Origin of the sequence: Achromobacter kerstersii (assembly GCF_902859595.1) — a bacterium.
Lineage (GTDB): Bacteria > Pseudomonadota > Gammaproteobacteria > Burkholderiales > Burkholderiaceae_B > Achromobacter > Achromobacter kerstersii.
Genome location: NZ_CADIJQ010000001.1, coordinates 1,771,582 through 1,783,185 on the forward strand (window position 1 = coordinate 1,771,582; position 11,604 = coordinate 1,783,185).

At 61.5% G+C, this 11,604-nt stretch carries 14 protein-coding genes; 5 read left to right on the forward strand and 9 right to left on the reverse strand.

The window, feature by feature from the left end:
- Window position 1 precedes the first annotated feature (1 nt).
- Genes HV765_RS07745 through HV765_RS07760 form a run of 4 tightly spaced genes read right to left on the reverse strand, consistent with a single transcriptional unit; the run spans window position 2 to window position 6,226 of the window.
- Complete coding sequence (locus HV765_RS07745; protein WP_175169289.1) at window positions 2-1,558, reverse strand: FAD-binding oxidoreductase; 1,557 nt, start codon at window positions 1,556-1,558, stop codon at window positions 2-4.
- Window positions 1,555-3,234, reverse strand: coding sequence for a glycerol-3-phosphate dehydrogenase/oxidase (locus HV765_RS07750; RefSeq protein WP_175169290.1), 1,680 nt, complete (start codon window positions 3,232-3,234; stop codon window positions 1,555-1,557). The genes HV765_RS07745 and HV765_RS07750 overlap by 4 nt, the downstream gene beginning before the upstream one ends.
- Complete coding sequence (locus HV765_RS07755; protein WP_175169291.1) at window positions 3,231-4,772, reverse strand: FGGY family carbohydrate kinase; 1,542 nt, start codon at window positions 4,770-4,772, stop codon at window positions 3,231-3,233. Before HV765_RS07755 ends, HV765_RS07750 begins: the two co-directional genes overlap by 4 nt.
- On the reverse strand, window positions 4,769-6,226 hold the full coding sequence (locus HV765_RS07760) for an MFS transporter (RefSeq protein ID WP_175169292.1): 1,458 nt from the start codon (window positions 6,224-6,226) through the stop codon (window positions 4,769-4,771). Before HV765_RS07760 ends, HV765_RS07755 begins: the two co-directional genes overlap by 4 nt.
- Window positions 6,227-6,681: 455 nt before the next feature.
- Here HV765_RS07760 and HV765_RS07765 point away from each other — a divergent pair, with 455 nt between their 5' ends.
- The gene (locus tag HV765_RS07765) at window positions 6,682-6,918 is read left to right on the forward strand and encodes a hypothetical protein (protein WP_054425073.1); all 237 of its coding nucleotides are present in this window, start codon (window positions 6,682-6,684) and stop codon (window positions 6,916-6,918) included.
- A 113-nt stretch (window positions 6,919-7,031) separates the two neighbouring features.
- Here the strand turns inward: HV765_RS07765 and HV765_RS07770 are convergent, their stop codons facing one another.
- Window positions 7,032-7,277 (reverse strand): hypothetical protein, encoded by a 246-nt coding sequence (locus tag HV765_RS07770; RefSeq protein ID WP_054425071.1) that lies wholly within the window; start codon window positions 7,275-7,277, stop codon window positions 7,032-7,034.
- 165 nt (window positions 7,278-7,442) lie between these two features.
- Entirely contained in the window at window positions 7,443-7,646 is a 204-nt protein-coding gene (locus HV765_RS07775; RefSeq protein ID WP_175169550.1) for a cold-shock protein, read from the reverse strand.
- A 212-nt stretch (window positions 7,647-7,858) separates the two neighbouring features.
- On the opposite strand from HV765_RS07775, the gene HV765_RS07780 reads away from it, so the two are divergent.
- The 4 genes from HV765_RS07780 to HV765_RS07795 all read left to right on the forward strand — a co-directional run bounded on the left by HV765_RS07780 (window position 7,859) and on the right by HV765_RS07795 (window position 10,251).
- Window positions 7,859-8,044 carry a hypothetical protein gene (locus HV765_RS07780; RefSeq protein WP_175169293.1) on the forward strand — a complete coding sequence of 62 codons (186 nt, stop codon included), beginning with the start codon at window positions 7,859-7,861 and terminating at the stop codon, window positions 8,042-8,044.
- 238 nt (window positions 8,045-8,282) lie between these two features.
- Window positions 8,283-8,948: an SOS response-associated peptidase gene (locus HV765_RS07785; RefSeq protein WP_175169294.1), complete on the forward strand. Its 666-nt coding sequence runs from the start codon at window positions 8,283-8,285 to the stop codon at window positions 8,946-8,948.
- Between the two features lie 49 nt (window positions 8,949-8,997).
- Window positions 8,998-9,216: a hypothetical protein gene (locus tag HV765_RS07790; protein ID WP_175169295.1), complete on the forward strand. Its 219-nt coding sequence runs from the start codon at window positions 8,998-9,000 to the stop codon at window positions 9,214-9,216.
- Window positions 9,217-9,999: 783 nt separating this feature from the next.
- On the forward strand, window positions 10,000-10,251 hold the full coding sequence (locus HV765_RS07795) for a hypothetical protein (RefSeq protein WP_175169296.1): 252 nt from the start codon (window positions 10,000-10,002) through the stop codon (window positions 10,249-10,251).
- 147 nt (window positions 10,252-10,398) lie between these two features.
- Here HV765_RS07795 and HV765_RS07800 read toward each other — a convergent pair whose 3' ends face one another.
- The 3 genes from HV765_RS07800 to HV765_RS07810 are packed head-to-tail and all read right to left on the reverse strand — an operon-like array spanning window position 10,399 to window position 11,589.
- A complete protein-coding gene (locus HV765_RS07800) occupies window positions 10,399-10,665 on the reverse strand; it encodes a hypothetical protein (RefSeq protein ID WP_175169297.1) in 267 nt (88 codons plus the stop codon).
- Complete coding sequence (locus HV765_RS07805; RefSeq protein ID WP_175169298.1) at window positions 10,649-11,143, reverse strand: hypothetical protein; 495 nt, start codon at window positions 11,141-11,143, stop codon at window positions 10,649-10,651. Before HV765_RS07805 ends, HV765_RS07800 begins: the two co-directional genes overlap by 17 nt.
- A 2-nt stretch (window positions 11,144-11,145) precedes the next feature.
- Complete coding sequence (locus tag HV765_RS07810; RefSeq protein WP_175169551.1) at window positions 11,146-11,589, reverse strand: hypothetical protein; 444 nt, start codon at window positions 11,587-11,589, stop codon at window positions 11,146-11,148.
- Between the last annotated feature and the right edge of the window lie 15 nt (window positions 11,590-11,604).

Consider the following 11,604-nt stretch of genomic DNA (forward strand, 5'->3'; position numbering starts at 1 on the left):
GTTATCGATCTTCCTGATCGTAAAAGCGCTGATCGCTCAAGCCCAGCTTGCCGGGGTTGAGTATGTTCTGCGGGTCCAGCGCGCGCTTGACCGTGCGCAGCACGTCGAACGCGCCGCCCAGCGATTCCTGCATATAAGGCGCGCGCAGCAGACCCACGCCATGGTGATGGCTGAGCGCGGCATTATATTTAATCAGCACCGCGTTGGCCGCATCCCAAGCGGCCCGGTACCACTGGCCGCGCCGCTCGACCTCGACGTCGCCGCGCAAAGAAAAGTACAGGCAAGCGCCATCGACATAGGCGTGCGATTGATGCGCCGATCCGGCCAGCGTGCCGGGCACGGCATTCACCGCGTCCACCACCTCGGTATAGATGGCCGCCAGGTCGCTCCAACGGCCCGACATTTCCAGCGTGTCGGCAACGAACCCCGGGCTGCGCTTGAAGCCTTCTGCGCTTTTCCCCGTGAGATAGCGCGTTTCCAGCCAGCGCTCAAAGATGGCGTCGCCATCCAGCTTTTCGCCCAGCTCTTCGCACACGCCTTCGCTGATTTCCATGACGGCGTCCACGATCTGGCGCGCGCCCTCGTCAGCCACCAGCAGCACGTTCAGATCGGAGCGATTGAACTGCACGCCGCTTTCCAATTCGTCATACAAACGCAGCGCGGCCGGGTTGGCGCCGCGCTGCATGATTTCGCGGCACGCGTCCAGGCCGATGGCGAAGGTCTTGAAACCGTAGGCGATGGCGCGGCCGTAGTCAGGCAAGCGGTGCAGCTTCAGACGCAGGCGCACGATCACGCCCAGCGTGCCTTCCGACCCGATGAACATCTGCTGCACGTCACCGCCCACCGCCGCACGCGAGTACCCGCCCACGGTGATGAGACTGCCGTCCGCCAGCACCACGTCCATGCCAAACACCATGTCTTCGATCTTGCCGTAGCGCGTGGACAACTGCCCTGCCCCGCGGCACGCCGCCCAGCCGCCCACCGTGCTGATGCCAAACGACGACGGCCAGTGGCCCATCGTCAAGCCGTATTCGTTCTGGATGGTCTCTTCGAACACGTCGCCGAACATGCCGGCCTCGACGTCAACGATCTGGCTTTCGCGGTCTACGCCGATCAGTTTGTTCAACTGGCACACATCCAGCACGATGCCCCCGCGCACGGGCAAGGCCGCGCCCGTGACGTTGCTTCGGCCCGCTGACACCGTGACGGGAATGGCGTCCGCGTGCGCAATGCGCATCACAGCTTGCACCTGCTCAACCGTCGATACCGTAACGATCACCGCTTGCGGCGTGGCGGGCTTGCCGCCCGTTTCCGTCACCATCGACCCGGCCCACCAGTCACGCGTCCACGTCACGACGTCGGCGGTTGCCGTCAACACATCGTCGGCCACATGGCGCAGCGCATCGATCTGTGCATCGGTGACGCGCACGGGCTTGCGTTGCAGCCCGGGTTCCGTGCCGGTGGCCGTGAGCGTGGCGGCATAGGCCGGCGGCGTATGCGCCCCCACCACGTAGTTGCCACGGTTGTAGCCGCGCTTGATGGCTTCTTTGCTGATCATTCTTTGTCTCCCATGAGTACGGATTTTTCGTGCTGGATGGCAGCCAGGTAGTCGCTCACCTGCTGCGCGATGGTGGCAGGCGGCAAACCGAGTTCCGCCTGCAAGAGTTGTCCGACGCGTTCGGCGGCGCGCGCGGAAGCGTCACGCGCCATCAGGCGCGCCCGCATGCGCCGCGAAAGCACGTCTTCGACGGTGCCGGCCAGTTCATGGCGCACCGCATAAAGCACCTCGGCTTCGGTGTAGGGCAAGCCTTCGACAATGGGCGCAAGCAGCGCGGGCTGCGCCTGCATCAAGTCGCTGACGAAGCGCGCCTCGGTGCCGTAGCGTTCACCCAGATGCGCCGACATGCCGCCCGAGGCCACAATGGCCTGCGGGTCGTAGCCCGCCGCGCCTAACAGATACGCCTTCTTGGTAAGGCAGGTGTTGCGCTGGCCCAGCACCTGCTGCGCCGCGTCGATCGTCTGTTCAGCCATGTGCCGCGATGTGGTCAGCTTGCCACCCACAATCGTGACCAAGCCGTCGGCGGCCACGCGGATTTCGTGATTGCGCTTGATCTCCAGCGTCTTGCCGCCAGGCGGCGCAACCAATGGCCGGCACCCGGCGATGCTGCCCACGACGTCCTCGGCTTGCAGGTCCGTCTTCAACGCGGAGCGCGCGCCTTCCAGCAGGAAGTCCAGCTCGCGGCGCGTGCAGTACACGTCGTCAAGATCGCCTTCGTAGTCTTCGTCCGTTGTGCCCAGGTACGACACGTCGCCCCAGCGCGTGATGGTGGCGCGGCGGCTGCGGCCCGGCACCGGGATGGTCACGGTGCAATCGTTGCGGATCTTCATCCACGGCACCGCCACGTGCACCCCTTTGGCCGGGCGCACATGCAAGGCAGGCTGCTCGCCAGTCTTGGCGCCCGTCCAATCGCGCAGCCAGACGCCCGTGGCCATGATGACCACGCGTGCGCGAGCGCGAATTTCGCGTTCGCCAGCCTGGATGACGGCGCCATCCACCTTGCCGTGCGTATCGCGCGTGACGGCTGTTGCCTTGGCGTGGTTGATGACAGTCGCGCCGTGAAAGGCCGCCGTGCGCGCGACCGCCAGCGTGAGCCGGGCGTCGTCCACGCGGGCGTCGTAATACAGGAAGCCACCCAACAGGCCATCTTCCTTGAACGTCGGGCAATGCGAAAGCACTTCTGCCGCCGTCAGCTTCTGATGCAGGATGCCTTCACGCCAGCCGCCCGCCACGTCATACGTCCATAGCAGGCTTTCAAAGGCCTTGGACAAACGCTTGTCGAACACGCCATCGCGTTCCAGGATGGGAAACAGAAACGGCAGACGCTGCACCAGGTGCCGCGCATTGCGCCGCAACCGCTGGCGTTCATGCAGCGAATGGCGCACCAGGCCCAGGTTTCCCTGTTCGATATAGCGCAGTCCGCCATGCACCATCTTGGAGGATTTCGATGATGTGCCGGATGCGAAATCGTCTTTTTCCACGACCGCCACGCGATAGCCGCGCAGGCTGGCGTCCAGTGCGGCATACACGCCAGTGATGCCGCCGCCGATGATGAGGATGTCGAATTGCTCACTGCCCAACCGGTCCAATTGCTCCTGGCGTATCAGGCGTAACGGTTCGGTGCTGGTCATGTCGGCCCGGTCCTTGCTGGGCCTTCTGGATAGCCAACCGATCATTTCTGCAATGCCTCCTCGTTGTCCTGCTTGAATTGCTTCACGTGGCCCAGCTCCGACCCCACGCGGGCGTGCCACAAGGCGCGGCGGTGCGCGCGTTCCGATGCATTGGCCAGCGGGTGGAATACGGCGTCGGCCACGATGGTTTTGCGGGCGTCTTGCAGCGACGGCCAAAGCAAACCCGATGACCCTGCCAAGTAGGCGATACCACGCAGGCTGGCGCGGTCCGCCTCCTGCATGCGGCGAATGGGAATGCCGATCAGGTCCGCCTGAATCTGCAGCAGCGGGTCGCTGCGCGACAGGCCACCGCCCACCACCAATTCCGACACCCGCACGCCCGACGCTTCTTCATCCGCTTCGATGCAACTGGCGACCGAATGCGCAATGCCTTCCAGAATGGCGTAGGCCACTTCGGCCTGCGTGGTGGCCATCGACACGCCGGTTAGCGACGCGCGCGCGCCGGTCTCCATGCGCGGGACGCGCAAGCCCGTCAACGCCGGCACGAAGGTGACGCCTTGCGACGACGTCACCGTTTGCGCCAACGCGCTGATCTCGTGCGCGTCCTTGAACCACTTCAGCTTTTCGCAGACCCAGTCCAACGCGGAACCCGTGGTTGCCACAAAGGTCTCGACGGCAAAGTGCGACGCGCCATTCTGGCGGCGCGCCGTCATCGTCAGCGAACCATCCGCCATGCCGGGATGGGCAGGCGGTTCGGTGCCGACGATCAGGTCCACGAAGCTGCCGGTGCCATGCACGCACATCGCCTGCCCGCGGTCCAGGCAACCCAGCCCAATCGCGCCCGCGTGTTGATCCCCCGCCGAGGCCAGGATCGGAACATCGATGCCCAGGACGTCCGAGCGGGTACGCCCGAAGTCGTCGGCATCCTGGCGCAAGACGGGCAAGAGTTCATGCGGAAAGCCCAGCTCCTGTACCCATTCCAGGTAGTAGCGATGGTCGGCCAGCACATAGGCGCCGGCTGACGTGGCGTTGGTGGGCGTGGTCACGCATTCGCGGCGTTGCGAAAAATGCCAGAGCAGCCAGGTGTCAACCGTACCGAACGCCAGGCGTTTCTCCGCCCAGGCGCGGGCGACGTCCGGCGTGTCGCGCAGGTGACGCGCAGCCCACAGGTACAGCGAACGCACACCGACAGGACGGCCCACGCGATCACGCAGGCGCGCATCCCACTCAGGCGCCATCTGCGACAGCTCGTCCACAAAACGCGTGTCCTGCCAGACCATGGCCGGCACCAGCGCCCGGCCCGTCTGCGTGTCCCACAACACAGCCGTGGCGCGTTGCGTGGCAAGTGCCAGCGCAACGATCTCCTGGCCATCGGCCTGGGCCTGCGCGATAGCGCTGCGGCAAACGTCAATGGTTCGATCCAGGATCTCGTTGGCGTCCTGCTCCACAACACCCGGCCGCGGCGACTCCACATGCAGCGTCTGGTATTGCAGGCAAGACACATGGCCATCGGCCGCGACGGTGGCCGCCCGCGTGCCGGACGTGCCTTCGTCAATGGCCAGAATTACTTTTTTATTCATCATCGCGAGGCTTTCCCAATGACGGGGTTCAAGGCGGGCAGCACGGCGTCGTCTTTGAACTGCGGCGCATCGGCTTCGTTATCCGGGTTGATGGGGGTGCGGGTGGGGTCCCACTTGATCACGAAGCAAATAATGCTGGCGACTAGCGGCACGATAGACAGGATGAGGAAGGTCTTTTCCAGCCCGTAGTTTTCGCGGAACAGCGGAAAAATCAGCAGCCCGATCGCGGCGCCCGTGGAACCCAGCGCGCCGATGATGCCGTTGGCGCCCGCGCGCAGCTCGCTGCGGAACGACAGCGACGACAGGCTCTTGCCATTGGCGCCCGGCCCGCCCGAGTGGAACAAAATGAACAGCGACGGCACCACAACGGCCAGCCACAGCGGCATCTTGCCGTGGAAGGTACCCAGAATCAGCAGCATCAGGAACACGGCCGCAAAGCCGAACGCCGACGCGCGCCGCAGGCCCAGCTTGCGGCCGATGTACGGCGACAAAAAGCCGCCGAAGATGCCGAACACGTTGAACACCAGCGCACCGATGGTGGCGAAGACGAAATCCTTGCCGAACAGCGCTGCGCTGATCAGCGGCAGATACCAGCCCACCGCGAAATACTGGATCGACTGGCCGATCTGGACCGTGGCGGCAAGAATGGTGCGCGGCAGGTAGACGCCGCGAAAGATCAGCAGCACGTTAGCGATACCGCGCTTGGCCTGGTTCGTGACAGGAATGCGCTCATGCAGGGGCGCGGCGGCGAATGGCTGCTCGTAGATCTTGGTCATGGCCAGCGCCGCTTGCTCCACGCGCTCTTTGCGCGCCAGCCAGATCGGGCTTTCAACCATGTAGCTCAGTTGCAGCACCAGAATCACGACGGCAAAAATGGCCGTGGCCGCAACCGAATACCGCCAGATCGAATCACCCACGTCCCACGAGAAAAACAGCAAGGCCAGCAGCAGGTTCGTGCAGACCGCCGTGTACCACATGCCCTGCCAGGTGTTCAGCCGGCTCTTGAACTTCACCGGCGTGAATTCGGCCAGCACGGCCATGGCAATCGCGAAGTCAATGCCATACGCCGCGCCGACAAAGAAGCGGCCCACCAGGATGACTTCGAAACTGGGCGCAAACATCACCAGCAGGGCGCCGATGACGGCCAGGAACTTCGCGATGATCAACGGCCGGATGCGGCCCCACCGGTCTGCCATCCAGCCCCCGATGGGGTTGAACGCAATGGCGACCCAGGCAGCGAACGACGTCATCAACGCGACTTGACCGGCTTTCAAGCCCAGGTCGCGCGTCATGGGCCCCAGGCCCGCGCTCAGTGCAGAGTTTGCGAAGGCGTCCAGGAACAGGCCGCCCAACGCCAGCCACCATATCAGGCCGGCTCGGCCAGTAATACCCGGGCGTGAATCAATAAAAGCGATGACATCGTCGATGCCACGTATTTTTACGGTCGATGATTGCACAGTCGTCTCCTCTTGGAATTATTTCTGTAAGAGGTCGACGCAAACTGCGCGCAATAAAAGACCACCCTACAGATGGTCTTTTATCTAAATCTGTGCGGTGACTTTATGGGTTGCGCTTGGGGGTGTCAAGGCACCCAGGCATCAGGACAAACCCTATTTCCCGCGGCTTTTTTCGGCGCTGGAAAAGTATCCAAAGTCGCTTAAAAGTATATGGAACGGCGAATTTTTATATCTTTTTCTCTTTATTTTTCAATGACTTGCAATAAATATTTAAGCTGTCAAACTACGCCCGCTCTTTGATCTTGCCTTCCCTGCGCAGGTCTCGATATTCGAAGCCAGCCCAATCACTGAATAACAAAAAAACACATCGTGGCCCGACGTGATAACCACGCGCGCCATGCGGGCGCTCGCCCGTTTCAGTCTCGCAACCCTCGCGTTTCACCAAGGAGAAACCCATGCGTTTAATCACCGATCAAGAACTCAGCAATATGTCGACGGAAAATAAGCGTCGCCGCCATCACGAGCTGGATAAGAAGTTGTCGGTGGCCGCCGACCGGGGCTGGGCATGCGCGCATCGCATCGAAGCCAGCCGCGCAAAAGTCCATGCGGCAATTTTGATGGACGTGGAACTGGGCCGTGACGTCGAGCCCAAAACCGAGAAGCGCCGCGACCGCATCAAGGTCAAGAACTGAGTGAAGGCTTCCGGAGGCCTATACGGCGTGTGTGATTGGGGCGCTGTACACCCCAAAAGCCAACGGCCTCTGGACCACGATTCATAACCACCTGAAGCGCGTACGCCCTAGCGTCAGATGCTCAACCAGGTCACAAGCGGCGATAGCGATAGCAACAGGCCTAGCCAGGCAATTTTGCTATTCGATTGGTGGATGGCATAAAAGCCGAAGGCCAGCCCGGGCAACCCGGGAATCAATTCAAAGATGATGTACGGCCAAAGGCCCAGGTGCATCACCACCCACCAGTGCAGGAAGGCGGTCGCAGCGCCGCAGATCAGCGCGCAGACACTAGAGAACGACCAGCCCAGATCGCGCAGCATCCTGACACCCCACAAACGGTTGATCGAGCCCGGATGTTACCGGACGGGGATGCTGCGAGGTAGCGATACTGCCGCCCAAAACGAAAGGGCCGAATCCAATGTTTCAAAGGATTCGGCCCCACACGAGCTACCAAGCTGCCTGCTTTACAGCAAGCAGCTCAGTGCTTAAATCGATTTGATCATTGTCGCCTGAGGACCTTTTTGTCCTTGGCCGGCAACGAATGAAACGCGCTGATTCTCTTCTAGAGATTTGTGCCCGTCACCCTGAATTTCCGAGTAATGCGCAAAGAGGTCTTTACCACCAAGTTCCGGCGAGATGAAGCCGTAGCCCTTGTCATTGTTAAACCACTTCACGATACCTGTTTCAATCTTCAATGTAAGTCCTAGATGTTCAGGGAAAAAATATTCCCGGGCAGACTATGGGCGCTTGGGGGCAGTAAAGATATAACCGTTTCCAAATGATACATGTGCCCTCGCCTCTCGGGCGGCTGCGAGACGGCCGCCGCCGAGTATCTTTACGCAAAGCGTCTGCATGCCCGCATCCTTCGGATGCGCAACAAATGGGCCCAAAGAACGGGGCCATGATCATTGGCGACTACGGGAAATGGATGCCGACCGCTGATCCCGGTGCCGAAGGCAAGGCCGTGGGCCTGTGGCGGGAAAAGCGGGCATCAAGGACAAGTACTACGGTGACATTCTGGAGCCAGAACGGCCCCAAAACACTTCCCAGATTCCAGATCAACGAAGCTAAAAATCTAAGCCGTTGATCTCATTGGGAAAAAGTGGTGCGAAGGAGGGGACTCGAAAAGCTAGCATTGGCGCGGCTTTTTGGGGATTTTGGGGCCAATTTGGGGCCACTCGATCAAACTTCGTCGGGGACAATCCCCAGTCCCCAAGCGTTCCCCCAGTCGGTCAGCATCGCTCGCCAATGACGCCATAGCGTGGCCATCCATTTTAGCGGCATGGGGCAACCTCATATACTGGGCGTTCAATAGCGAGGGTTCTATGTGCAGCCACTATCAGACGCTGAAAGACGCCGAATTGCTGCTCAAGAAATTTGGAGTGCGCGAGAAGCCGCCCGCCGTAGGCAAGTACGACATGTGGCCCAGGTATCAGGGGGTATTCGTGCGCCGGCCCGTGGAGCATGACGCGGGCGACGAGGCGGTGCCGGAGCGCGAAGCCGTGGCCGGCCGCTGGGGTCTCATCAGCGCAATGACCAAGCCCGAAGGGCTGGACAAAGCCGGCAAGCTGTCCACCTTCAACGCTCGCAGCGAGACCGCCCCCAAGTCCTTCACCTTCGGCAACGCGTGGCGTCGCGCTCAACACTGCATCATCCCGGCGGATGCTATCTTCGAACCCGACTGGCGATCCGGCTCTGCCGTGCCCACGCGGTTTACCCGCGCTGATGGCGCACCGCTGGGCATCGCGGGCCTATGGGACCGGTGGCGAGATGCGGCCGGCCAATGGCAAGAGAGCTACACCATGCTGACCATCAACGCGGACGATGACCCGCTCTTTCGGCATTACCACCAGGCCGGCAAGGAAAAGCGCATGGTCGTCATCCTGCCGGAAGGCGCCTACGGCGACTGGCTGACCGCGCCGACCGAGGCGACCCGGGACTTCCTGGTCCCCTTCCCCTCCGACAAGCTCGTCGCCACACCGATGAAGTGACCTCGATGCCGCTGGAATATACTGTTTATTCACACAGCACTTTCTCACCATGGAAAGCAACGGAATTCTAGCCCAAGTCCCCGGCCAATTCACCGCCCAGGCATCCCAGACGCTTCCGCCAGCGGCCACCGCCGATGACCGCGATTACGACGTGGTGATTGAGGCCCGCCACCTGGGCACCGTGCGCATCACCTTCCGAAAGCACAAGGCCAAGCGCGCCAAGCACAGCCATTGGTTTTGGCTTGCCCAGCGCGCTGAGAGGGTCTAAGGGCTTGTTCTTGGAAAGCGGACGGGCTGCCTATGTTCGCCAGCGCTACTATCGGAAGCGCTGGCTGCTGTAGATTTATGAGCAGCCACAAATAGCGTTGAATCCCTCAGTGCTTAATCTCTCGCTGGAGACGACCTTTGCGCCAGTTCCTCACTTCGATTCAATCCAGCTTGGATACCCAGAACTGGCTGGCAGCTTTATCAACCACCCTCACGCTCCCAGATATGGCAGGTTGGGCCCATTATCCTGATCTCGGCACCGGAGCTAGATACAGGCGCTGGTTTGACGACAACATAGCTCGGTATTACGCATCAGAATCCGGTCCCGTGTTCCTTAACAGCAGTGATTGCTGGGCGCTTCGTTGCTCGTTCTTGCACTCAGGGCAAGATGATGTCTCTGGGGAGAGGGCCCGAAGGGACCTTGCACGCTTCGTCTTCAGTGTCACTGGCTCACACCGAATACGCGTAAATAACGTCCTACAGCTTGACGTACGTCGTTTCTGCCAAGAGTTCATACAAGCGACGAACGAGTGGTTAGCGCAACATGGAACCGAGAAATCGATCTCAAGTCGTCTCAATACCATGTTATTGGTCAGAACAACAGCGTTCGAGATGTGGCCGGGCGTGCGAGTTCAATAGTGGACGCCAGTAGCCTCGGGCATCAACGGCGCTCTATAGCCGACGCTCCTAGCATCCCGCCGATTTCGTCGTCACGTGCTGGGCTTCATCCAGAAGAATTTTGGTAACATGGGCCTTCATTCAGTAATCCGCCGGGGAGTTCCGCGTGTCGTATAACGAAAATAATGAAGCGTCATCAGGGATTGCAACAAAGGTCGCCGCGCAAAGGTTGGCGATTTCTTTTCTGGCCTGCGCAGTTGGTGAACTATTTGACGACGCCGGCCGCAAGCGCCTGCAAGAGAAACTTGCCCGCCGGGCAGAGGAGGCCGAGATGCGAGGTGCGGAGGATCTGTACGATGAAACTGCCTCCCTGCTTCGTCTGATGGCCGCCAGAGTAGGCGATACCGCATCGCGGTAGCCCCTCCGCCGCTAGATGCATTGCTAGATAGTGCAAAGACTCCGCCAGACTGCATTGACCTCACGGATCTGCCGGCGAACCGATGTTGGTGTTTCGTCAACTTGCCCCGCGTCGTGGAAATAGATCGGACGGGCATGCTCGCAATACTCAACGCCCACTCTTGCCGGTGCCACGCACCCAGTCACGCTTAAGCTCATCAGCAATAGCGCCATCGTCCATTTGCGCCGTTTCCAGCTCCACATTGCGCACCTCCTGACGGGCCTTGGCCCACTGTTCGTTGATTTGGTCGGATCTTTCTTGGCGCTCCGCCTGCCGCCCCGTAGCGCGCCCCCGATAGAACACGCTGACCAATGCCGCAGCCGCGAAGCCGATCAGCAGCAGGACGCCTTTAAACCGCTCAAGCCATGCGGACATTGCCACCCCCTACTGCCGCGAGAGCCTGGGCGTACAGCGCCGGCCACGTCTCCGGATGCGGCTTCCCCGGGCGCCAGGTCCGCAGATAAAGCGCCCACGCGCCGTCCGCGTCACCGAGCGAAGGCAGACGCTGGGGGTCGGTCCACAACAGGAGGCGCGCGAAAGCTGCCGCCAGGATGTCATCGTGCTCCAGCGAGTTGTACACGTCCGTCGTGGTCGGCTCGACATCCCGAGCGGCGCAGACTGAACGGGCATCCGCCCAGCTCGACGGATGCGACAACACGCCAAGCACCCCGCCCCCACGTTCGAATTGCCAGAATCCCACGGCCGGCCCTTTGATCTGCCGGCGATGAAGAAAGCGACTTTCTTGCAGCCCAATGGCCAGCAGCAACACGCGCGCCTCGGGGGTGTCGCGGTTTGCCGGCAGCAGCCCAAGCGCAGGCGCGATCGCGGTATCGATAACCGTCTTCAGATCCACAATCACCCCTCCCCACCAGGCCGCACGCCCAAGATCTTCGCGCGGACCTCGGCCAGCCACTCAAGCAGCCCCTTCTGGCGCATGCTTGCCATCCATCGCATGTACGCCCCCAATACCCACCACGCAGGAAGCCCCGCCAGCAACATGCTCGGTCCCAGCACATAGAACTTCGCCAGTAGAGCGTCATCGCTACCGGCCCCGTGATGGGCAAGCCACGTCATCGCTTCCATCAATCCGGGCTTCCACGCAATGACTGCGCCAGCCAGAGCCGGGCCGAACATGAATGAACACGCCACAGTCGAAATGGTTCGGACCGTGAATTCCCGCGCTGATCGCGGCGGCATGATGAGCAGGCCAAGCATGGCCGCAACCGCCGCCGGCACGCCATACGCGGCCGCGACCTTCAAGGCGGCGAGGCCTCCCAGCCCCGTAGTACCTGGTTCCATAGTTGCACTGCTCCT